Annotated in this window: 20 protein-coding genes and 1 pseudogene; 10 read left to right on the forward strand and 11 right to left on the reverse strand. The window is 62.7% G+C overall.

Annotated features, from left to right (window positions below; genetic code table 11):
* Window positions 1-338 precede the first annotated feature (338 nt).
* From P0Y65_06970 to P0Y65_07005, 8 genes are read right to left on the reverse strand one after another with little or no spacing between them, the layout of a single operon-like run.
* Window positions 339-836 carry a flavin reductase family protein gene (locus tag P0Y65_06970; protein ID WEK05991.1) on the reverse strand — a complete coding sequence of 166 codons (498 nt, stop codon included), beginning with the start codon at window positions 834-836 and terminating at the stop codon, window positions 339-341.
* A complete protein-coding gene (locus P0Y65_06975; GenBank protein ID WEK05992.1) occupies window positions 836-1,429 on the reverse strand; it encodes an alkylhydroperoxidase domain protein in 594 nt (197 codons plus the stop codon). Before P0Y65_06975 ends, P0Y65_06970 begins: the two co-directional genes overlap by 1 nt.
* 9 nt (window positions 1,430-1,438) lie before the next feature.
* Window positions 1,439-2,080 carry a CMD domain protein gene (locus P0Y65_06980; protein WEK05993.1) on the reverse strand — a complete coding sequence of 214 codons (642 nt, stop codon included), beginning with the start codon at window positions 2,078-2,080 and terminating at the stop codon, window positions 1,439-1,441.
* 12 nt (window positions 2,081-2,092) lie between these two features.
* Window positions 2,093-3,115, reverse strand: coding sequence for a putative FMN-dependent luciferase-like monooxygenase (locus P0Y65_06985; protein ID WEK05994.1), 1,023 nt, complete (start codon window positions 3,113-3,115; stop codon window positions 2,093-2,095).
* Window positions 3,112-4,758, reverse strand: a complete 1,647-nt coding sequence (locus P0Y65_06990) for an ABC transporter ATP-binding protein (GenBank protein ID WEK06747.1) — start codon at window positions 4,756-4,758, stop codon at window positions 3,112-3,114. Before P0Y65_06990 ends, P0Y65_06985 begins: the two co-directional genes overlap by 4 nt.
* 2 nt (window positions 4,759-4,760) lie before the next feature.
* Window positions 4,761-5,600 (reverse strand): ABC transporter permease, encoded by an 840-nt coding sequence (locus P0Y65_06995; GenBank protein ID WEK05995.1) that lies wholly within the window; start codon window positions 5,598-5,600, stop codon window positions 4,761-4,763.
* The gene (locus P0Y65_07000; protein ID WEK05996.1) at window positions 5,597-6,541 is read right to left on the reverse strand and encodes an ABC transporter permease; all 945 of its coding nucleotides are present in this window, start codon (window positions 6,539-6,541) and stop codon (window positions 5,597-5,599) included. Before P0Y65_07000 ends, P0Y65_06995 begins: the two co-directional genes overlap by 4 nt.
* A 60-nt stretch (window positions 6,542-6,601) precedes the next feature.
* Complete coding sequence (locus P0Y65_07005) at window positions 6,602-8,158, reverse strand: TIGR04028 family ABC transporter substrate-binding protein (GenBank protein WEK06748.1); 1,557 nt, start codon at window positions 8,156-8,158, stop codon at window positions 6,602-6,604.
* A gap of 449 nt (window positions 8,159-8,607) precedes the next feature.
* Here P0Y65_07005 and folD point away from each other — a divergent pair, with 449 nt between their 5' ends.
* From folD to P0Y65_07020, 3 genes are all read left to right on the forward strand, one after another.
* Complete coding sequence (gene folD, locus P0Y65_07010) at window positions 8,608-9,510, forward strand: bifunctional methylenetetrahydrofolate dehydrogenase/methenyltetrahydrofolate cyclohydrolase FolD (GenBank protein ID WEK05997.1); 903 nt, start codon at window positions 8,608-8,610, stop codon at window positions 9,508-9,510.
* Window positions 9,507-10,055 (forward strand): DUF1643 domain-containing protein, encoded by a 549-nt coding sequence (locus P0Y65_07015; GenBank protein ID WEK05998.1) that lies wholly within the window; start codon window positions 9,507-9,509, stop codon window positions 10,053-10,055. Before folD ends, P0Y65_07015 begins: the two co-directional genes overlap by 4 nt.
* 183 nt (window positions 10,056-10,238) lie before the next feature.
* Window positions 10,239-10,865 carry a hypothetical protein gene (locus tag P0Y65_07020; GenBank protein WEK05999.1) on the forward strand — a complete coding sequence of 209 codons (627 nt, stop codon included), beginning with the start codon at window positions 10,239-10,241 and terminating at the stop codon, window positions 10,863-10,865.
* A 29-nt stretch (window positions 10,866-10,894) separates the two neighbouring features.
* On the opposite strand, the gene P0Y65_07025 is transcribed toward P0Y65_07020, so the two are convergent.
* Together P0Y65_07025 and metH are read right to left on the reverse strand one after the other, a co-directional pair.
* Window positions 10,895-11,242: a hypothetical protein gene (locus tag P0Y65_07025; protein ID WEK06000.1), complete on the reverse strand. Its 348-nt coding sequence runs from the start codon at window positions 11,240-11,242 to the stop codon at window positions 10,895-10,897.
* A gap of 144 nt (window positions 11,243-11,386) precedes the next feature.
* Entirely contained in the window at window positions 11,387-15,139 is a 3,753-nt protein-coding gene (gene metH / locus P0Y65_07030; GenBank protein WEK06001.1) for a methionine synthase, read from the reverse strand.
* Between the two features lie 306 nt (window positions 15,140-15,445).
* Here metH and P0Y65_07035 point away from each other — a divergent pair, with 306 nt between their 5' ends.
* From P0Y65_07035 to P0Y65_07065, 7 genes and pseudogenes are all read left to right on the forward strand, one after another.
* Window positions 15,446-16,483 carry a septal ring lytic transglycosylase RlpA family protein gene (locus P0Y65_07035; GenBank protein WEK06002.1) on the forward strand — a complete coding sequence of 346 codons (1,038 nt, stop codon included), beginning with the start codon at window positions 15,446-15,448 and terminating at the stop codon, window positions 16,481-16,483.
* Between the two features lie 38 nt (window positions 16,484-16,521).
* Entirely contained in the window at window positions 16,522-17,667 is a 1,146-nt protein-coding gene (locus P0Y65_07040; protein WEK06003.1) for a D-alanyl-D-alanine carboxypeptidase, read from the forward strand.
* A gap of 159 nt (window positions 17,668-17,826) precedes the next feature.
* Window positions 17,827-18,507 carry a dTMP kinase gene (gene tmk / locus P0Y65_07045; GenBank protein ID WEK06004.1) on the forward strand — a complete coding sequence of 227 codons (681 nt, stop codon included), beginning with the start codon at window positions 17,827-17,829 and terminating at the stop codon, window positions 18,505-18,507.
* Window positions 18,504-19,526, forward strand: a complete 1,023-nt coding sequence (locus P0Y65_07050) for an AAA family ATPase (protein WEK06005.1) — start codon at window positions 18,504-18,506, stop codon at window positions 19,524-19,526. The genes tmk and P0Y65_07050 overlap by 4 nt, the downstream gene beginning before the upstream one ends.
* Window positions 19,523-21,076 (forward strand): annotated as a pseudogene (gene metG / locus P0Y65_07055) (methionine--tRNA ligase). The gene P0Y65_07050 and the pseudogene metG overlap by 4 nt, the downstream one beginning before the upstream one ends.
* A gap of 3 nt (window positions 21,077-21,079) precedes the next feature.
* Complete coding sequence (locus tag P0Y65_07060) at window positions 21,080-21,859, forward strand: TatD family hydrolase (GenBank protein WEK06006.1); 780 nt, start codon at window positions 21,080-21,082, stop codon at window positions 21,857-21,859.
* A 3-nt stretch (window positions 21,860-21,862) separates the two neighbouring features.
* The gene (locus P0Y65_07065) at window positions 21,863-22,699 is read left to right on the forward strand and encodes an MBL fold metallo-hydrolase (protein ID WEK06007.1); all 837 of its coding nucleotides are present in this window, start codon (window positions 21,863-21,865) and stop codon (window positions 22,697-22,699) included.
* Here the strand turns inward: P0Y65_07065 and P0Y65_07070 are convergent.
* On the reverse strand, window positions 22,696-23,094 hold the full coding sequence (locus P0Y65_07070; GenBank protein ID WEK06008.1) for a DUF983 domain-containing protein: 399 nt from the start codon (window positions 23,092-23,094) through the stop codon (window positions 22,696-22,698). The two genes, P0Y65_07065 and P0Y65_07070, sit on opposite strands and share 4 nt — an antisense overlap.
* Between the last annotated feature and the right edge of the window lie 2 nt (window positions 23,095-23,096).

Raw genomic sequence — 23,096 nt, forward strand, 5'->3', positions numbered from 1 at the left:
GGTATCCTGGCGCCCGAGCCAGCGGTCTGGTGCCCACCCCATCTCTGCCGTTCCAAGGTCAGCAACAGGTCCCCGAAAGCCGCGGTTCTTGGCATGCTCGCTGAATGAAAGACGGCGGCCAGTACTAGATAGGCAGTTTTTTCTGCACAACATCTCGTCGGCCGGTTTGGCATATGTGCAATGTCACGCGCCATCGCGCGGCCCAACGTATGTCGTCCACCTCAGCAGATTGCCAACCAGCGCTGCGCAGCATGAAGTGCAGTGGTGGCAACGTCTACCGCCTGCGTTCCTGCGGACTCTATCCGTGCAAATGATATGAACTACGCAAGACCGTTCAATTACCCAAACTTTCGGTTCCAATGCACAAGCGGTTGTCCATTCCTCGTATCCGACCAGGCGACGCGACCGATCGTCAGCACATGGTCGTGCCGCTCGATCATCTCTTCCACCACGCAACCCATATTGGCTAAAGCCCCCTCAAGCGCATGGCCGGTGCCGGACATGGGCAGCCAGCTGCCGGATTCGAATCGCCGCGCTCCGTCCAGCCCGCTCCGCCCGGCGAAGTTCTCGGCAATATGCTCCTGTGCCGATGAAAGAAAACTCACCGAAAATTCCCCGCTGCGACGGATCAGATCCAGCGTCGAGGACTGCTGGTTGATCGAGACGAGCAGGCGCGGCGGCTCGACAGATAGCGAGATGACCGAAGTGGCGGTGAAGCCACTCCGGTCCATTTCAGTCGATGCTGTCACCACACTCACGCCCGCAGCGAGCTGGCGCATGACGAGCCGGAAATCGGGCACCTGCTGCCCGGTCTCGACTGGAAGACGATCCAGCATCAGGCCGCCTTGGCCGGGACCGGCTCACCCAGCGACAGCATCAGCCGATTGGCCCAGTTGAAGAAGGCCGAGGCCGAGATGACGTCGGTGATCTCGAAATCATCGAGCCCCGCCGCGCGAAGCCGCGCAATCTCGTCCGGCCCAAAATCGACAGGCGTGTCGGTCAGCGCGACTGCCGCCGCCGTTACCGCATTCCAGCGCTCGCCGAGATCGGCCCCGATCCCCTCGTCGAGTAGGCGCTGCACGTCGTCGCGGCGCTTGGAATGGGTCGAGGCAAAGCGCGAATGCACCGAGGCGCAGAAGATGCAGCCATTGTGCCGGGACGTCGCCGTTGCCGATAGCTCGCGCTCGGCGCGCGGCAGCCCGCCATTGGGATTGTAGAAGATATCCTTGTCGGCCCTGGTGCGCGCTTCGAGCACTTCGGGGTCATGCGCCAGAAGCATGAAATAGGGTGACTTGGAGCGCGAGGCGTCGACCAAGCCGGTCCAGTGGCGGTCGGTCAGATCGCTCTCGGCCAGCGGCTCGAGCCAGGGCGCCCAGCCCAGTTCGTCCTGGGTGAAGACATTGGGCAGATCGGATTGTGTATTGGACATGGGATGACCTCAGGCAATGGCGGAAGCGGGAGCGACCTTGGGCAAGCGCGGGGCAGTGACGTCGGTGGCGGCCAATGTGCTCAGCCCTTCGACAATGCGCGTCTGGAAGGCCAGATAGGCAACAAGTTGGGAAATGGTCACGACGCCCGCCGTGCTCCAGCCAGCATTGATCAAGCCATGCAGCGCCTCGCGGCTGGCATCGCGCGGCCGGAACACCAGGAGATGGGCATGTTCGAGAGCCACCCTCAGCCGCAGGCCAAGATGGGTGCGATTGGCTGGGGCCACGGCATAGAGCGGGCCCTGCTTGTTTTCCGACGCAAGCGGCCCGGCCGGATAGGTGCCATAGGGCCCTTCGGTCGTACCCCGCTCGATTTCCTCATTGATCAGCGCGGCCACCGCCACGCCGCCCTCGCTGGTCGACAACAGATGCGCATAGTGATCGGCCAAAACGATCTGGCCATGGAGGCCGGTGACGAAGCTGGCGATGGCTAGGCGTTCGACAAGGCTCACTTCATTGGTATCGCGCGGCGCAAACAGCGCGTCATAGGCCTTCTGGATATTTTCGCGGGCCACTTCGCGATGGCGCCGCAACTGGTCGAGATGCGAGCCGGGCGTGATGGACAGGACCTGATCAATAAGATCGTGGGACATGATGCTTCCTTGTTAGCTTGCAATGGCGATGGAGGGGGCGCTGCGCCAGCCGAGTGCCGGCGCAACCTGGGTGGTGGTGAGTTCTAACGAACGCAGGATCAGTTCATGCGGCGGATCGATTGAGTGAACCTGGAACGAGATGTCCGTCACCCGATCGAGCACGGGGTCCGATGCCAGGCTTTCGATCACCGCAGTGGCATTCCCGACATGACTATCGGTGAGCGCGATCAGGTCGCTGAGCGAAGACGGCCCGCCAATCCCGGCTGCTGCGGCGATTTTTTCACCAAAACCGCGCAGACCTTGGTCGGCCCATTCCAGCGCCTTGGCCTGTTCATCGGCAACGAACAGCGTGCGCGAGGCCAGGATGCGCGGCTCGACACCGGCCGGCAGGTTTTCGAGATAGGCGTCGATTATGGGCTGCTGCAGATCGGCGAGGCTTGCATCCGGCTTGTCCTTGCTGCGCGGCTGGGTGCGTGACAGCATCAGGCCATCGCCGGCCTGCCCGGCCCGCACGCCGCCTTCCACCGAGAATGTCGCCTGCCAGATCCGGTCCAGCAGCGCCTTGCCCTCAGGATACAGCCGATTGCCGCCGCCCACCTCTTCGCCGGCAAAGGCCTTGCGCAGCAGCGTCAGGTTGGCGCCATTGATCGGCCCGCGCTGCGCGCTGTCGAGGCCGAAGGCGGTAAAGGATTCCGGTGTGCCGCCGCTGCCAATGCCGATTTCCACGCGGCCATTGCTGAGCAGGTCCAGCACGACCGCATCTTCGGCAACGCGCAATGGCAGTTCCAGCGGCAGGGTGATAATGCCGGTGCCGAGACGAATGGATTTCGTCCTGGCGGCAACATGAGTCAGGAAGACCAGCGGCGAGGGCAGCCCGCCTTCGTCGCGGTGGAAATGGTGCTGTGCCACCCAGGCTGCATCGAAGCCGAGCTTTTCGGCATGGACGATCTGTTCGGTGGCGAGGCGATAGCGCTCGGCGGGCGACACGTCATCGAGCAGGCGGGTGAAAAAGCCCAGGCGTTTGGTTCTGGTCATTCGGCAGCTCCGGCAAATTCGAGTTTTTTGGACTGCGCCAGCGCCCGGCCGGGGATGGCTGCCAGCAAAGCGCGGGTGTAATCGGTTCGGGGACGGGTGAAGACCTCGGAGACAGGCCCGGTCTCGACCGCCTTGCCGCCCTGCATCACCGTCACGGTATGGGCGATCTGGCGGACGACGGAGAGGTCATGGGTGACGAAGAGATAGGTGAGGCCCAGTTGGTCCTGCAGGTCACCGAGGAGTTTGAGGATCTGCGCCTGCACCGTGACATCGAGCGCCGAGACCGCCTCGTCGAGCACGAGAAAGCGTGGCTCGAGGATCAGCGCGCGGGCAATGGCGACACGCTGGCGCTGGCCGCCCGACAGGGCTCGCGGATTGCGGCTCAGAACGTCGGCGGGCAGGCCAACCTTATCGATCAGCGCCGCGGCACGCTCGTCACGGGCCTTGCGCGACAGGCTGCCGAAATTGCGCAGGGGTTCGCCGACAATGTCGATGATGGTCTGGCGCGGATCGAGCGAAGCGAACGGGTTCTGATAGACCAGCTGCACATTGCGCCGGAATGCGCGCCTGGCGTCGCCGACCAGATCGGTCGCCTCGACACCATGGATGACGATGCTGCCCGAGGTCGGCTTTTGCAGCCCGACAATGGCGCGCGCCGTCGTCGTCTTGCCCGAGCCCGATTCCCCGACCAGCGCATGGGTCGTGCCCGGCGCGATGGAGAAGGACACATCGTCCACGGCCACAAGGTGCCGGTTGCCAACCGAAAACACCTGCCGCAGGCCTTCGACCGTCACGGCCGGCTCGCTTGCCTTGGGCAGGGGCTTGAAGCTGGCCGGCGCCAATGAAGGCGCATCGGCCAGCAATTGCCTCGCGTAGTCGCTGGTCGGCGCCGCCAGCAGCGCCCGTGTCACGCCCTGTTCCTGCACCTCGCCCTGGCGCAGCACGACAATCCGGTCGGCCCGGTCCGCCGCCACGCCCAGGTCATGGGTCACCAGCAGCACCGATGTGCCTGATTCCGCACGCAGCTCGTCGATCAGGTCGAGAATGCGATGCTGCACCGTCACGTCCAGCGCGCTGGTCGGTTCGTCGGCAATGATCAAGGCCGGCTTCAGCGCCACCGCAATGGCGATCAGCACGCGCTGCTTCATGCCACCGGACAGTTCATGCGGATACTGATTGTAGCGCAGTTCGGGCTCGCTCAGGCCCACGCGGCTCAGGAGCTCGATTACCCGCTGTCGCCGCGCCTTGCGATCGCGCCAGCCGTGCAGGAACAGGATTTCCTCGACCTGCCGACCGATCGTCTGCACTGGATTAAGCGAGGTGCCCGGATCCTGCGGGATGAGGCTCACCACTTTGCCGCGAATGGCATCGAAGCGGCGTGGCGACCAGGAACTGAGCTCGGCCTGGTTGAGGCGGATGCTGCCGCTATCGATCCGGCCATTGTCCGGTAGAAGGCCGATGACCGCCTGCGCCGTGGTCGTCTTGCCCGAGCCGGATTCCCCGACCAGCGCGACGACTTCGCCGGCTCCAACCGAAAAGGACACCGACTGGACCACCTGGCGCCAGCCGTCATCGAGGACATAGGAAATGCCTAGGTCCTGAACCTCAAGCACAGGCGTCAGGGCATGGGGAAAGGCGAGCATGTTCATGACGATCTCCGCAGCGATTGGCTGATGCGATTGGCGGCAAGCACGACGAGGATGACCGCAAGGCCGGGGAAAGTGGTGAGCCACCAGGCCGAGGTTAGATATTTGCGGCCCTCGGAAATCAGCAGGCCCCATTCGGGCGTCGGCGGCGGCGCGCCATAGCCGAGGAACCCCAGCGTCGAGATAGCCAGGATTGCTGTGCCAAATTGCAGCGCCGCAAAGGCTATGACCGTGCCCAGCGAATTGGGCAGAACATGGCGCCACAGCACGGCGGCAAAGCGCCCGCCGCTGCCGAAGGCGGCCTCGACATAATCGGCCCGCCGCACCCGGATCACTTCCGATCGCATCAGTCGGGCAAAGCCGGCCACGGTGGTGACACCGACTGCCGCCGCGACATTTATGGTGCCAAAGCCCAGGATGATGATGATCGAGAGCTGCAGCAGCAGACCCGGCACCGACAGCAGCACATCGACCAGCCGCATGATGACCGTGTCGACCCGGCCGCCGGTCGAACCCGCAATCAGCCCCAGCGCCGTGCCACCGATAAAGCCGACCGTCACGGCGACAATCGCCCCGGACAGCGAATTGATCGCGCCGTAGATGATGCGGGCCAGCACATCGCGGCCGATTTCGTCAGTGCCGAACCAATGGCTGGCATCAGGCGCCCGCAACTGGTTGCCCGCAATGCCCATCGTGCCGCTATGGGGCGTGAAGAGACCCGGCGCCACGGCGAAGGCCACCGCGAGGGCAATCACAGCCCAGGACAGAACCAGCGTCACATCGACCCGGCGCAACCAGCGGGCCTCGGGCCTTGCGGTAAAGAGATCGAGCGTCGTCATGCACTGGCCTCCAGCTTGCGATTGAGTCGCGGATCGATCAGCGGTGCGACGAGGTCCACCACGAGGTTGATAAGGACAAAGCCAAGCGCGGCGAGAATGACGATGGCCTGCAAGACCGCCGTATCCTGATTGCTGACCGCCTGTTCGGTGATGCGTCCCAGCCCGTTGATGCCGAACACGGTTTCGGTCACCACGGCCCCGGCCAGCAATTCGCCGAATAGCAGGCCGGCAATGGTCAGCACCGGCAGCAGCGCATTGCGCAGCACATGCCGCCACAACACGCCTTTGCGCGTCGCCCCCTTGGCCCGCGCCACCGAAACGAAGGGCTGTGCCTCGACTTCATCAAGGCTGCGGATCAGGATTTGCGCCAAAGGCGCCGCGATCGGCAGGGCCAAGGTCAGCACCGGCAGCACCAGCGACTGGAACAGGTTCGGGTTGATGATCGGCACCAGCCGCAGCTGGAACGAGAAAATCTGGATCAGCATGATGCCAAGCCAGAACACCGGAACCGAGATCATGAGGGCTGGAAGTGTGGCCAGCAAATTGCGCAGCCAGCGGAACGGCGCCAGGGTCGCAGCGAACGACAAGAAAAACGCCAGAAGTATCGCAGCAAGAAGCCCGAGTGCCGCGAGGCGCAGTGTTGGCGGCAGGTTGACAGCCAAGAGCGTATTGACCGGCACGCCGGCCTGGACCGAGTAGCCGAAGCTCCCCTGCAGGAAATTCCAAAGCGTATTGCCGTATTGCGCCCAGAGCGGTGCATCGGCGCCGTAGAGCAGGCGGATTTCCGCGATCTGCTCGGCACTCAGCCCCATTTCCGGGTTCTGGTACTTGATCAGGATGGCATCGCCCGGCAGCGCCTGCAGCAGCAGGAAGCTCGCGGTGAAAGCCAGCAGCAACACGACCAGCGCCTGCCCGATCCGGTTTGCTATGGATGTCATCAAACCTCTCCAACCAAAGGAAATTCTGGAGGCGCCCTGCAGGGGCAGGGCGCCTGGTTCAGGTCAGCGCGGCGCTAGCCAGGTATTGTAAAAGCTCGGGCGGGCCACGGCGTCGAAGCTGATGCCGTTGACATAGGGAGCCCCGGCAAAAACCTGCGGCTCCTCAAAGATCGGGATCACATAGGCCTGGTCGAGCAGATAGACCTGCGCCTCGCCGGTCAGCTCCAGCCGCTTGGCAGTGTCCGGCTCGGAGGCAATCGCCAGCAGCAGCTCGTTAAGCGCGGCATCTTCCCATGTCGCGCCGGTATTGAGCCCGCCCTTCTGCAGCAGGGCATCGCGATTGGTCGGATAGAAGTTGGACTTGATCACGTCAGGATCGGCCCGGCCCACCATAGCCGATACGACCGGAGTCTTCAGCGGATCGAGCCGGTCGACCGCCGCGCTGCCGGCATCGCCGGCCAGCACGTTGAGCTTGACGCCCACCTGCGCCCATTGCTGGCTGAGCAGCTGGAAGGTGGCGCGGCTCTGCGGCTGCGGCAGCGATTCATAGACGCTGAGCTCAAGCTTCTGGCCGTCCTTTTCGCGAATGCCATCGGCACCAACGACCCAACCGGCTTCGTCCAGCAGCGCCTTGGCGCGATCCGGGTCGAAGGCGAGCTTGTCATGGAGGTCGACATAGCCGAGCGCGGTGGCAGCGATCACCGAGGTAGCCGCCGGATAGTGCGAGGAGAAAATAGTTTCGACGATCTCCTTGGTATTGGTCGCGGCGGTCAGCGCCTGGCGCACCTTGAGGTCGGCGACCAGCGGGTTTTCCGGCCGGAACACGGCGTTGTTGTTGACGCCACGCGTCGAAGCCGAGTGGATCAGATAGCCCTGCGCTTCAACCTGCGGCTCGTCATAGGCCTGGATTTGGCGAATGAAATCGGCCTGTCCGGCCAAGAGCGCGCCAATGCGCACGCTGTCTTCCGGCGTCACAATATACTGGATCGCATCGAGATAGGCCCGGCCCTGATGCTCGAGGCTGGCGGGCCCCCAGGCGTAGTCCTCGCGGACTTTCAGGTTGAGACTCTGGCCCAGCACTTCGCCTTCGACGACGAAGGCACCCGAACCGATGATCTTGGTCGCGTCACCCAGTTCGTTATAGGGCAGGGCGAGCACGCTCGGCGCTACCAGCCCCGAGCCGATCACCGACGTCGCCTGCAAGAAGCCCGGCGCCGGGGCCTTGAAGCTGAACTTGACGGTCAGCGGATCCACGACCTCGCTGCTCTCGTAATTGTTGATGGCCTCGGCCACCGGATAGCCGAGTTCCTTGTCGCCCAGACCGAAAATATCAAAATTCTTCGCCACAGCTTCGGCGTCGAGCGCCGTGCCATCCGAGAAGGTCACGCCCTCGCGCAGCTTGAACGTATATTCGGTGGCGTCCTCGTTGATCTCCCAGCTCTCTGCGATCCAGGGCTCGATCGCGAGCGTCTCCGGATTCTGCCAGGTCAGCTTGTCGGTGATCTGATTGAGAATGCCGCTATTGGGGTAAAAACCACCGGCCGGGGGATAGAGATTGGTATGGGGTTGCTGCTCCAAATAGATCAGCGTGCCGCCCTGTACCGGCCCTTCCTGCGCCATCACGGCCAGCGTCGAGACAGAAGCCAGCAACGCGCTGGCGAACAATACCTGGCCGAATTTTTTCCCTGACCGGGTCGTCAAAATCATTCCATTGCCCTTTCCAGAACCCGCTTGAGCGGGCTTCAAACTGGGAAAAGCCTACGAGCTTTGGCGAACAAGACAACAATGTCTACCGAATTGGTCGTCTATTATCGGTGCATATTGCGGGTGATGTTTTCCAGATTTCATCCATCGGTTAGAATTCTGGATGTTCGGGCGACGCTGCCGCAGCCACCGTGCCGAACCAGCTGCAGGGCTTGCCGACGTCTGTTTTCGCAGTTCTAGGGGAACAACCGGACGGTCAGCATCCCACCCCATCCTGTACAACCGTCCTGCTGCCAAAATCATGGACGGATCACCCGCCATCGCTTATGTCACCGGCATCACCACATCAGCAGATCGGGGCCGACATGACCGCAAAAATCATCGACGGAAAGAGCTTTGCCGAGGGGCTGCGCAGCCGCGTGGCCGGCCATGTGGAGCGGCTCAGGAGCCAGCATGGCATTACGCCGGGCCTCGCCGTGGTGATTGTCGGGCATGATCCGGCCAGCCAGGTCTATGTGACCAACAAGGCGAAACAGACTGCCGAAGTCGGCATGGAATCCTTCAAATACGAATTGGCAGAGGACACCAGCGAAGCCGAACTGCTCGAGCTGGTGAAGCGCCTCAATGCCGATGATCGCGTGCACGGCATCCTGGTGCAGATGCCCGTGCCAAAACATATCGATCCGATCTCGGTAATCGAGGCCATCGATCCGGCCAAGGATGTCGACTGCTTTACCCCGGCCAATGTCGGCAAGGTGCAGATCGGCCTGCCGGGCCCCGTCTCCTGCACGCCGCTGGGCTGTCTGATGCTGCTGCGCGACCAGCTTGGCTCGCTGTCGGGCCTCAATGCGGTGATCATCGGTCGCTCCAACCTCGTCGGCAAGCCGATGATGCAGCTGCTCATCCACGAGAACTGCACCGTCACTGTCGCCCATTCCAAGACCCGCGATCTGGCCGATGTCGTGCGTAAGGCCGATATCGTCGTGGCCGCCGTTGGCCGGCCAGAGATGATCAAGGGCGACTGGATCAAGCCGGGCGCCACCGTGATCGACGTCGGCATCAACCGCGTGCCGGCGCCGGAAAAAGGCGAGGGCAAGACGCGCCTGGTTGGCGACGTCGCCTATGCCGAAGCCGCTGAAGTCGCTGGCGCCATCACGCCGGTCCCGGGCGGCGTCGGGCCGATGACCATTGCCTGCCTCCTGGCCAATACGGTCACCACGGCCTCGCTGATCAATGGCCTCGTGGCGCCGAGCGATCTCACCGCATGAGCGTCGACAGTCACGATCCAGGCGGCAAGGTCCGCCTGGCGCTGATGCCGGGCGTCAAGGGCGATGCCAGCTTCAGCAAGGACGGAAAATATCGTCAGCTGATGCGGCGTTGGGCGGGCGAGAGCTTTCCCGAGCGCTATATCCTCTTCATCGGCATGAACCCCTCCACCGCCGATGCCACGGTCAATGATCCGACCTGCGCGCGTGAATGGACCTTCGCCAATCGTGAGGGCTATACGGCCATGGTCAAGGCCAATGTCGGCGACTATCGCGCCACCGATCCCAAGATGCTGCTCGCACCGGGCGTGGTGGCCGTGTCCGGCGACAATATCCCGGCCATCCGCACGGCGGCAGCGGGCGCCGATTTCGTTGTCCTCTGCCACGGCAAGCTCAACAAGGCGCTGGCGCCGGCGGGGCGCGAACTGGTGACTGCACTCAAAAGTGATGGTGTCGATCTTTGGTGCTTCGGCACCAATGGCGACGGCTCGCCCAAGCATCCGCTCTATTTGCGCGCCGACACGCCGCTGGTGCGCTTTCAGCCCTAGCCGGCTGCTATGCACCTGACAGGTAGCCATAAAACCGCGGGTTTGTTACAGCATTGTCACAGGGATTCTGCGTGTGACGGCTGGAAACGCTGTGGCGTTGTCTCCTGCCATCATGTCGCCCGGTTAGTGTCTTTTTAGGAGAAACCGTCCTATCTGGATCGACCGGATTGTTGGGGTAGTTTGTTGAAGCTTCGTTCTTTTCTCGCCATTGCCGCCCTGACTGCAACCGTGGCCTCCGCCCATGGCCAGGATCAGTTCAGCACGCCTCAGACCACCACGCCCTGGTGGCTTGAGGATAGCAATGTCTTCGTCTTCGGCGGGCTGTTCAGCACGGAATCGGTCGGCGAGACCTTCAACTTCATCGGCACCGACTATACCGACGCCTATATCCTGGGCGGTGGCGTGCAGACATTTGTCTACGGCCAGGACGACGGGCTCAAGCTCGGCATCGAAGCCGGCGCCTCGCTGCGCAAGGGGCCCGATGTGTCGGGCGAAGTCTGGGCCGGTGCGGTGATCCGCGCCGATGGATTCATCCACACCGATCGTTTCAAGGTTTCGGCCAGCGTCACGGGCGGGTTCTCGGCCACCACGGCGCCGCTCGATGTGGAAGTCGTGCGTGAACTGTCGCGCGGCGACGGCGACAGCAGCGTCCTCTTCTACATGGCGCCCGAGCTGAGCCTGTCCTTCGACTCCAATCCCAATGTGGAAATCTTCTACCGCCTGCAGCATCGCTCGGGCGGCTGGGAAACCCTGGGCGGCATGGGCGAAGGCTCCAACGCCAATACCGTGGGCCTGCGCTACCACTTCTAGCGCGCATTCAGCGATCTAGCGGCAAACCTTCAACCGGCGAGATAAAACAGCCGCGCAACCGTATGGTCGCGCAGCGCCTGTGCCGGCAGCCGTCCGGTCAGTGCATCCACGACACGTGACGTGTCGGTTACCGCCGAAGCATCCACTACCACCTTGCTGAAACTCGGCCGCAGGCCTTGCCTCGCGCCTTCAAGCAGATTGAACAGCTGCGCCCGCACATCGAGCTGTGCCGCGCAGGCGACGCAGGCTGTACCATCGGCATGGCCATGACCAGTATTGGCCGGCAGGCGGAGCAGGGCGGTATCGCCGTCCAGCGGCACGAGTTTGCCGGGCTCGGTGATGAGGGTGACGGGGATGGGATTGAGCTTTGTGTTCAAGAGGATACCCCCACCTAACCTCCCCCTGATAGGGGGAGGGACAGATCCAGCTTGGGGCACCATCTCGCCAAACCCACCCCGCAGTCCCTCCCCCTTTTCAGGGGGAGGTTAGGTGGGGGTACCCCGCAAAAACTCTTCTTCGCCTCACTCCGCCGCCACGATAGCCGGACCCGGAATGTAGTTCAGGATCGGCCCCAGCCAGCGTTCCACTTCCGCCACAGCCATGTTCTTGCGCTCGGCATAGTCCACCACCTGATCGCGCTCCACCTTGGCTACGCCGAAGTAATAGGCATTCGGATGGCTGAAATAGAGCCCCGAGACCGACGAGCCCGGCCACATGGCATAGCTTTCCGTCAGCGTCACGCCGGCGTTTTTCTCCGCATCGAGCAGGCGGAACAGCGTGGTCTTTTCCGTATGGTCGGGCTGGGCCGGATAGCCCGGCGCCGGGCGAATGCCCTGGTAGGGTTCGCCGACCAGCTCGTCGGGCCCGAAGGTCTCGTCGGCGCCATAGCCCCAATATTGCTTGCGCACGACCTGGTGCATCTGCTCCGCATAGGCTTCGGCAAAGCGGTCAGCCAGAGCCTTGACCAGAATGGACGAGTAATCGTCATTCTGCGCATCGAACTTTTCCGCGATCGCCACTTCCTCGAGACCCGCCGTCACCACGAAGGCACCCAGATAATCGGGCGTGCCCAAGGGTGCCACGAAATCACTCAGCGCCATATGCGCCTTGCCATCGCGCTTGCCCAGCTGCTGGCGCAGCGTGAACAGCGTTGCCAGTTCTTCCTCACGGCCCTCGGTGCTGAACAGGCGAATGTCATCGCCCACGGCGTTTGCCGGCCAGAAACCGACCACGCCGCGCGGATTGAACCACTTTTCATCGATGATCTGCTTGAGCATCTTCTGGGCGTCGGCCCAGAGCTGGCGCGCGGCCTCGCCCTGACGCTCGTCTTCAAGGATCGCCGGATAGCGCCCCTTGAGCTCCCAGGTCTGGAAGAAGGGCGTCCAGTCGATGTATTTTGCCAGTTCCGCAAGATCGACATTGTCGAACACCTTCGTGCCGAGGAAGGTCGGCTTGGGCGGCGTGTAACCGCTCCAGTCGGGCTTGAAGCTATTGGCCCGGGCTTCCGCCAGTGGCACGCGCTTCTTTTCGAGCTCGGCCCGTTCGTGCGCCGCTGCCGCCTTGGCATATTCGGCGCGGATATCTTCAATGAAGCTGACCTTGTTGTCCTTGGACAGCAGGTTCCCCACCACGCCCACGGCACGGCTGGCGTCATGCACATGCACCGCCTGGCCGGCATTGTAGCGCGGATGGATCTTCACCGCCGTATGCACGCGGCTGGTCGTCGCGCCGCCGATCAGCAGCGGAATATCGAATCCCTCGCGCTCCATCTCGGCCGCCACATGCACCATTTCGTCGAGCGACGGCGTGATCAGCCCCGAGAGACCGATGATGTCGACATTCTCGGTCTTGGCGACTTCAAGAATCTTGGCCGTCGGCACCATGACGCCGAGATCGATGATCTCGTAATTGTTGCAACTCAGCACGACGCCGACGATGTTCTTGCCGATATCGTGCACGTCGCCCTTGACCGTCGCCATCAGCACCTTGCCGGCGCTCTGGCGGCCGGTGGCATTGCCGTCGGCATTCTTCTCGGCTTCCATATAGGGCAGGAGATGGGCCACGGCCTGTTTCATCACCCGGGCGGATTTGACCACCTGCGGCAGGAACATTTTTCCCGAGCCGAACAGGTCACCCACCACCGACATGCCGCTCATCAACGGCCCTTCGATCACATGCAGCGGCCGTGGCAGCTTCAGCCGCGCTTCCTCGGTATCGGCATCGATATATTCGGTAATGCCATTGACCAGCGCATGGGCAATCCGCTCTTCCACGGACTTCTCGCGCCAGCTCAGATCCTTGCCGGCCGCTTCCTTGCCGGCCGTGCCGCGATAGCGCTCCGCCAGCGCCAAGAGGCGATCGGTCGCTTCCGGGTTACGGTTGAGGATCACATCCTCGCAGGCGTCGCGCAGTTCCGGATCGATACTCTCATAGACCGCCAGCTGCCCGGCATTGACGATGCCCATGTCCATGCCATTCTGGATGGCATAATACAGAAACACCGCATGCATGGCCTCGCGCACCGGCTCATTGCCACGGAACGAGAAGCTCAGGTTCGAGATGCCGCCCGAGATGTGGACATGGGGCAGGGTGGCGACGATTTCCTTGGTCGCCCCAATGAAATCATTGCCGTAATTATTGTGCTCCTCGATGCCCGTCGCCACCGCGAAGACATTCGGATCGAAGACGATATCCTCGGGCGGGAAGCCGACCTTCTCCGTGAGCAGCTTGTAGGCGCGCGTGCAGATTTCCACCTTGCGTTCCTGCGTGTCGGCCTGGCCCTTTTCGTCAAAGGCCATCACCACGACCGCGGCGCCATAGGCGCGCACGAGGCGGGCGTGATGGAGGAACTGCTCCTCGCCTTCCTTCATCGAGATGGAATTGACCAGCGCCTTGCCCTGCACGCATTTGAGACCGGCCTCGATCACGTCCCATTTGGACGAGTCGATCATCAGCGGCACCTTGGCGATATCTGGTTCGGCGGCGAGCAGGTTGAGGAAGTCGATCATCACCTGCTTACTGTCGATCAGGCCCTCATCCATATTGATGTCGATGACCTGCGCGCCATTGGCCACCTGGTCACGCGCAACATCGAGCGCAGCGGTATAGTCGCCCGCCGTGATCAGCTTGCGGAAGCGGGCGGAGCCCGTGACATTGGTGCGCTCGCCGACATTGACGAAGGGAATGTCCTTGGTCAGCGTGAAGGGTTCCAGACCCGCCAGCCGCAGAAAGGGCGTCGCCTCTGGCACCACGCGGGGTGGGTACTTGCTGACCGCGCCGGCAATGGCGGCGATATGGTCCGGCGTCGAACCGCAGCAGCCGCCGACGATGTTGAGATGCCGCGCCTGCGCAAGCCTTCCACCTGCTCGCCATAACTCCGGGCTTTCGTCATACTGGCCGAATGGCGTTGGGCAGGCCGGCATTCGGATAGGCGCAGAGATGCGTGTCGGCACATCGCTGCAGTTCGCGCAGATGCGCGCGCATGGCATTGGCGCCGAGCGCGCAGTTGAGCCCGATCGGTAAGCGGCTTGAGCATGGCGCACCGAATACCAGAAGGCTGTCGGCGTCTGGCCCGAGAGAGTGCGGCCGGAAAGATCGGTGATCGTGCCCGAAATCATGATCGGCACGTCGATGCCGCGCTCCTCGAACAGCCGCTGGGCGGCAAAAATGCCGGCCTTGGTGTTGAGCGTATCGGTGATGGTCTCAAACAGCAGCAGGTCCGCGCCGGCATCGACCAGGCCGCGAATGGCCTCGCCATAGGCGTCCACCAGTTGATCGAAGGTGATCGAGCGGAAGCCGGGGCTCGTCACGTCCGTGGACATGGACGAGGTCTTGTTGGTCGGCCCGATTGCGCCAGCCACGAAACGGCGGCGACCGTCGGTCTGCTCGGCACGCAAGGCTGCGCGACGCGCCACCACCACGCCCTGATAGTTGATGTCATAGACCGCGCTCTCGCAAGCATAGTCCGCCTGCGCCACCCAGGTGGCCGAGAAGGTGTTGGTCTCGGCGATATCGGCACCAGCCATGAAATACTGGTAGTGGATATCCTCGATGATCTGCGGCTCCGTGATCACCAGCAGGTCATTGTTGCCCTGCAGCGGCATGGTCCAGTCCTTGAACCGGTCGCCCCGGAAATTTTCCTCAGTCAGTTTCTGGCGCTGGATCATGGTGCCCATGGCGCCGTCCAGAATCAGGATGCGCTCCTGCGCAGCCTTGGTCAGCGCAGCGCGGACCTCGTTCCAGTCGGGAATATGGGCGTCATTGACTTGGCTCATCGCCATCTACCTTGAACTTCGGGGTCTGTCAGAGGACATAAAGATATCTTTATGTCTGCAAACGCGCAACTTCAAACTGGCCTTCGGCAAAATTGCGCCGGTGGGCAATTTATGTTTGAACGCCATGAGGCCTATGGCCGAATGGCCGTGCGTTCAACCCGCACTAGCATCAAATGCCTGTCGCTGCGCTAAGACTTCATTGTCTTTAACCGGACCGAAACCAGATTTCGCTAGCATACGCGCGGGTGCATTCCGATCGCGTTATGATCGGCACTCATTTTGTGACTAGCGTAAGAGTAGCATACCGTGACGACGATCCACTGGCGTAAAGCCATCCGCCTTGTCGCCCTGGCATCCCTGATTGCCCCCATGATTGCCGCCTGTTCCGGTGGCGGCCTGGGCGCAACGGTCAAGCGCTCCGCCTTCACATCCTCCGAATTTGGCGTCTCCTCGTCGCCGCGCGTGACTTCTCATCCCAATCCGCCCAAGGGCGGTGGTCGCTATCAGGTCGGCAAGCCCTATACCGTGCGCGGCAAGGTCTATACGCCAGCCGAGCAGCCCGGTTACGTCGCCACTGGTGGCGCCTCCTGGTATGGCTCCGATTTCCATGGTCGCCGCACCGCCAATGGCGAAATCTTCTCGGCCAATGCCATCACCGGCGCGCATCCCACGCTGCCGCTGCCGAGCTATGTCCGTGTCACCAACGAAGCAAACGGCCGTTCGGTGATCGTACGCGTCAATGACCGCGGGCCCTATATGTCCGGCCGCATCATGGATCTCAGCTATCGCGCCGCCACCATGCTCGGCTATGTCAATGCCGGCTCAACCCAGATCAAGGCCGAGTATGTCGGCCCGGCGCCGCTCGAAGGCGACGACACCCGCCAGCTGGTCGCCTCCTATTCCGGCCCGGCCTATCAGAGCGAAACCCAGTTCGCCTACAACGATGGCACCAACAGTCTCGCCGATATGGCGGGCAATTTCTTCGGCAGCATTTTCTCCTACGCCGACACGACACCAGAGCAGGCCGATGCCAATATCGGCACGGCCTTTGCCGCCGTGAATGCCGTCGGCACGGCCTCGCCGGATCTGGAGGATTGGGCCCAGTCCATGTCCGCCGACGCGCGCACCGTCGACATCACGCTCGGCAGCTTTGCCAGCTATGACAATGCCGTCGCCATGTCGGAACAGTTCGCCATCCTGGGCGCCGTCAGCGAAGAGCCGGTCACCGTCAACGGCCGCAACGAAACCCAGCTGTCCCTGACCTGGCTCAAGCCCGGTGTATCACGCAATGATGTAGTCGAGATGGCTCGCGGCCTAGGCCTCAACGACATAAGACTCAATTAGGCTGAAGCACGGGCGGAAAGCCCGCGAGGGGGAATGCAATGCGTATCTGGCAGGTATTGGCGACGGTGCTGGCACTGACGTCTCCCGCTCTGGCCCAGGCGCAGTTCGAAACCCAGGCGAAATTCGCCATCCTCATGGACGAGGAATCCGGCACGGTCATCTTCCAGAAGGATGCTGACCTGCCGATGGAGCCGGCCAGCATGGCCAAGCTCATGACCATCGCCGTGGTCTTTCATGAAATCCGCGACGGCCGCGTCAAAATGGGCGACGAATTCTTCGTCTCCGAACACGCCTGGCGCACCGGCGGCGCCTCCTCGGGCGGTTCCACCATGTTCGCCGATCTCAATTCATTGATCTCGGTGGAAAATCTCGTCCGTTCCGTCATCATCCAGTCGGGCAATGACGCAGCCATCATTCTCGCCGAGGGCATTGCCGGCTCGGAAGGCAGCTTCGCTGCCATGATGAACGAGCTGGCCGAGGAAATCGGCCTGACCGATTCCCATTTCACCAATCCCACCGGCCTGCCGGATCCGGACATGCATGTCACGGCACGTGACCTCGCCGATCTCGGGCGCTACCTGATCGGCGAATTCCCGCAATATTACCACTACTTCTCCGAGCCCGAGATGGAGTGGAACGGCATCAACCAGCCCAATCGCAATTCGCTGGTCGAAATGGGCATCGGCGTCGATGGCCTCAAGACCGGTCATACCGAAGCTGCCGGTTACGGGTCGGTTATCTCCACCGACCAGGGCGGGCGGCGCCTGATTGCCGTGGTGCATGGCCTCACCTCCATGTCGCAGCGCACCGAAGAGGGCCGCAAACTCATCACCTGGGGAGCGCGCGCCTTCGAACGCGTCTCGGCCTATGCTGATGGCGCCGTGGTCGCCCATGCCAATGTCTATGGCGGCGTCGAGGGTAGCGTCGGCCTCGTCGGCCAGGGCGAGATCGCTCTCTACCTGCCACGCGGTTCCCGCCGTTGCCTCTCGGCTTCGGTCTCCTATACTGGTCCGCTTATGCCGCCGGTCATGCAGGGTGACGAGGTCGCCGAACTGCGCGTCTTCTGCGACGACCAATTGGTGCAGGTCGCGCCGCTGTTTGCCGCTGAAACCGTGACCGAGGGCGACATCGTCCGCAAGGCAACCGATGCCCTCAAGCAACTGGCGCTGGGCTGGATTCCCTGAAGCAAGCTTTGCCCAGCCACGACGTCATTCCCGCGGAAGCGGGAATCTCCTTTGCCGGTGTGAAGAGGGATTCCCGCTTTCGCGGGAATGACGCGGTGAGAAATTGCTGCAGCTTGGCCAAGTCTAGCCGCATATCCTTGACTCATATATGTAACCCCAATGCTCGATGCGTCCAAACAGCGAGCCGCGCGCTTCATCACCTTCGAGGGTGGTGAGGGCGTCGGCAAATCCACCCAGATCAAGCGCCTGCAGCAAAAACTGCAGGAGAGCGGGATCGAGGTCGTCCGTACCCGCGAGCCCGGTGGCACGCCCAAGGCCGAAGCCATCCGTTCCTTCATCCTGCAGGGGCGCTCGGAGAAGTGGGGCCCCGGTGCCGAAGCCGTGCTGTTTGCCGCGGCCCGCTATGACCACGTCACCCAGCTGATCGCGCCCAACCTGCGCAATGGCGTCTGGGTGCTCTCCGATCGCTTCCACGATTCTACCCGCGCCTATCAGGGCCTGACGGGCGGCGTCGATGACAAGCTGATCGAAGGGCTGGAAAGCATGGCGCTCGACGGCAATACGCCCGACCTCACCATCGTTCTCGACATGGATCCCGAAGACGCCTTCAAGCGCGTCGCCGAGCGCGCCATCGAGGACGGGCTGCAGCAGACCGGCGATCGCTTCGAAAAGGAAGAGCTCGACTGGCACAAGAAGCTGCGCGACGGCTTTCTGGCCATTGCCAAAGCCAATCCGGAGCGTTGCACGGTCCTTTCCGCCGCCCAGAGCGAAGATGCCCTCGAAACTGCCATCTGGCAGACCGTCAGCCAGCGCTTTCCCGAGCTGGGCGTTCAGGCGTGAACGATCCCGATGCACTTGATGAGGTTCTGCCGCCCGAGCGCCGCCAGCAGGCGCGTGGCCACGACAAGGTGCGCGGGCCCATCCTGCAGCAGCTTGCCGAACGCCGCCTGCCGGGCGCCATCCTGCTGCATGGACCGCAGGGCATTGGCAAGGCGACCTTCGCCTTCGAACTGGCGGCCGCCATCCTGACCGAGACAGGCGACGAGGACGGTCACCGCGTCGAAGAGCAGATTGCGGCCATGTCGCATCCCAATCTTTTCCTGCTGCGCCGCCGTCTCAAGGATGCCAAGGGCTATTACACCGTCATCCGCGTCGAAGACGTGCGCGAGCTGCGCGATAGCCTGCATCACACGCGGGGCAGGGCCGGGCACCGCGTCGCCATCATCGACTCGATCGACGACTGCAATCCCTCTGCCGCCAATGCGCTGCTGAAGACGCTCGAAGAGCCGCCGGCCGATACGATCTTCCTGCTCATTTCGCATCGCCCCGGCCAGCTGCTGCCCACCATCAAGTCGCGCTGCCACAACCTGGCCCTGCGCCCTGTTAGCGCCGATGACGTGCGTGGCGTCCTGCTCGACCATGATCCCAGTCTCGGACAGCTCGAAGTCGACCGCGCCATTGGGCTGGCTTCCGGCCGCCCACGCCGCGCCTTCGAGACCCTGGCTTTGGACGCCGATTCCGCGCTGGGCGCGCTGCAATCCTGGCTCGCCAATCCGGCCCGGCATCCGGCCGCCATTTCCATCGGCCTCGCCGAAACCCTGGGCGCCGATCGGCAGAGTACCGAACTGACCTTTGCCCGCGAAATGCTCGACGACTGGATGGCAGACGAGGCCCGCACTGCCGCAATGCAGCCGGGCGCCCGCATGCGCCTTGCCTCTGCCAACGAGCTATGGGACAAGGCACACGCCCTCTTCGCCGAGGCTGACAGCATAAGTCTCGATATGAAACAGACGCTCGTCGCCATTTTCGACGCGATCAGGAAGCATGTTGCCCTGTTTGTTTCGCCAGAGTCCCCATGACCACCAAGCCGTTCTACGTCACGACCGCGATTTCCTACCCCAACGGCGCGCCCCATATCGGCCACGCCTATGAGATGATCGCGACCGACGCCATCGCGCGCTTCAAGCGGCTCGACGGCCGACGACGTCTTTTCCTCACCGGCACGGACGAGCACGGCTCAAGATGGTGCAGACCGCCGCCGCGCAGGGCTTACGCCGCGTGAGCTGGCGCGACAAGAACTGCGGCCGCTTCAAGCGCCATGGACGAGTGCTCGGGTCTCCTTCGACCGCTTCATCCGCACCACCGATGCCGATCATCTACCCGTCGAGCCAGGAGCTCTGGCGGCGGATGCAGGCCAATGGCGACATCTATCTCGCCAACTACAGGGCTGGTACTCGGTGCGCGACGAGGCCTATTTCGACGAGCGAGGACGGACACTCAGCCCGACGGCACGCGCCTGGCGCCCGACCGGCGCCGCCGGTCGAATGGGTCGAGGAGGAGAGCTATTTCTTCCGCCTCTCTGCCTATCAGGACAGAGCTCCTCGACGCTCTACGAGGCCAGTCCGGATTTCATCGCGCCCAGGAGACGCCGCAACGAGGTCATCTCCTTCGTGAAGGGCGGGCTGCAGGACCTCTCCATCAGCCGCACCACCTTCGACTGGGGCATGCCCGTCCCGGGCGACCCGAAGGCCACGTCATGTATGTCTGGGTCGACGCGCTGACCAACTACATCACCGGTGTCGGCTTCCCCGACGAGGCCAGCGAACTGTTCAAGAAGTTCTGGCCGGCGGACCTGCATGTCATCGGCAAGGACATCATCCGCTTCCACACGGTCTACTGGCCCGCATTCCTGATGAGCGCCGGCATCGAGGTGCAGCACCGCGTCTTCGCCCATGGCTTCCTCACCGTCGACGGCCAGAAGATGTAGCAAGTCGCTGGGCAATGTCATCGACCCGTTTGAGCTCGTGGACCAGTTCGGCGCCGATGCCGTGCGCTATTTCTTCCTGCGCGAGGTCTCCTTCGGCAATGATGGCGACTATTCCAACGAAAAGCTGACCAATCGGCGCTCAACGCCGATCTCGCCAACAACCTGGGCAATCTGGCGCAGCGTTCCTTATCGATGATCAACAAGAACTGCGAAGCGAAGGTCCCAACGCCCGGTGCGCTGACCGAAGCTGACGAAGCCATCATCGCCGAGGTCACTGCCGCGCTCGAAGCCGCGCAGAAGGCCATGGACGAACAGCTTGTCCACGAAGCGACCGGCGCGCTGGTTGCGGCCCTCAGCTCGGCCAACAACTATTTCGCCGGTCAGGAACCCTGGGCGCTGAAAAAGACCGATCCCGAGCGCATGGCGACCGTCCTCTACGTCACCGCCGACACGGTCCGCCGCCTGACCATCCCCATGTTGGCCTTCGTGCCTGCCTCGGCATCGCGGCTGCTTGACCAGTTGGCAGTTCCGGACAACCTCAGGACCCTGTCTGCTGCGCTCGATGCTAACAGTCTGCTAACCAATAGTGACCTGCCAGTACCGCAAGGCGTCTTCGCGCGTATCGAAAAACCGGTGGCCTAGACCATGCTGATCGACAGCCATTGCCACCTCGACTTCGAGGCGCTTGCCAATGACATAGACGGCGTCATGGCCCGCGCCGCGGCCGCCGATGTCACTGGCATGGTTACAATTTCCACAGCTGTGGAGAAGTTTTCCACCTATGCCGCGCTGGCGGAACGTTACCCGAACGTCTGGTGCTCGGTCGGCACGCATCCCCATCACGCCGACCAGGAACTGCATATCACGACGGATGAACTTGTCCGCCTAAGTGCCCATCCCCGTTGCGTTGCCATCGGTGAAGCCGGGCTCGACTACTTTTACGACAACGCCCCGAAAGAGGCGCAAAAAACGGGTCTCCTCCGTCACATAGCCGCCGCGCGGATCACCGGTCTTCCCCTGGTTATCCACAGCCGCAAGTGCGACGACGACATGGCGGAGATATTGAAGGCAGAATCCGCCAACGGCGCCTTCCCATTCCTCCTGCATTGCTTCACCGCAGGTCCCGACCTGGCTCGCACCGCACTCGACCTGGGTGGTTACATTTCTTTTTCCGGCATCATCACCTTCCGCAATGCCGAAGAGATCCGCGACGTCGCGAAATTCGTTCCGGCTGACAGATATTTGGTCGAAACCGACGCACCCTATCTCGCCCCGATCCCGCATCGCGGTGAGAGCAACGAACCCAGTTTCGTCCGCCACACGGCTGAAAAAGTCGCCGAAGTCCGCGGCATCAGCCTCGAACAGCTCGGTGCCGAAACGACAGCCAATTTCGCCCGCCTGTTTTCCAAGACCGGGTTGGCTTGACCCATGCCGGCAGCCCAAAGGATCGTCGCGACCATCCTGGGCTGCGGTTCATCCGGCGGCGTGCCGCGCATCGGCAATGCCTGGGGCGTCTGCGATCCCGACGAACCTAGAAACCGCCGCCGTCGTTGCGCGCTTTTAATTGAGGCCTGGGGCGACGATAGCAGCGAGCCGACCCGCGTGCTGATCGATACCGGCCCCGACTTGCGCGAACAATTGCTCGATGCCCGCGTCGATCGCGTCGAGGCGGTGCTCTATACCCACGCCCATGCCGACCACTTCCACGGCATCGACGACCTGCGCGTGCTGGCGCTGCACAATCGCAAGCGCGTGGATGTCTATTTCACCGAAGAAACCGGCGTACGTATCCGCGAGGCCTTCGGCTATTGCTTCGTCACCCCGCCCGGCAGCGACTATCCACCCATCCTCAATGCCCATGAAATCACGGCCGGTCAGACACTTATGGTCGATGGTCCGGGGGGCACAATCGAGCTCATCGCCTTCGAGCAGGAGCACGGCAACATTACCTCCCTCGGTTTCAGGGTGAAAGATTTTGCCTATTCGGTAGACCTGTCCGGCTTCCCGGAAGCGTCACTGCCCGCCATTTCCGGGCTGGAACTTTGGGTCGTCGACGCGTTGCGGCCGACGCCGCATCCGAGCCACCTGAGCCTGCCCGAAACCCTGGACTGGATCGCCCGCATGGCGCCGCGCCAGGCGGTGCTCAGCGACATGCATATCGATCTCGATTATGCCACGACCGATGCAGAAACGCCGGCGCATGTAACGCCGGCGTTCGATGGCATGCAGATTGATGTCGTCAGCGGCGAAATCCTCAACCGCTAATCGCCTCTATGCGGCGCCCCAAAGCCATACATGCGGTTGGCCCATTGCAAACCGACGATGGCACCCTTGATGGAGGGCAACATGAGCAGCGGCAATACGATAGCCAGCGGAATCATCGTCACTACATAGGTCATCGGCTGGACATGATAGGTCATGTCCATGTGCAGCATCAGGAAGACAATGATGTGCCCGACAATGGTGATGGCGATATAGGGCGGCAGGTCGTCGGCGCGGTGATGGTTGAGTTCCTCGCCGCAGACGTCGCACTGGTCGGCGACCTTGAGATAGGCGCGGAACATCTTGCCCTTGCCGCAGTGCGGACATTTGCAGAGCGTGCCACGCCACATCGCCTGGCCGACACTGCGTTCTTCGAGAAGCTGGGTTTGCGGGGCCATGC

Source organism: Candidatus Devosia phytovorans, assembly GCA_029202405.1.
Taxonomy (GTDB): Bacteria; Pseudomonadota; Alphaproteobacteria; order Rhizobiales; family Devosiaceae; genus Devosia; species Devosia phytovorans.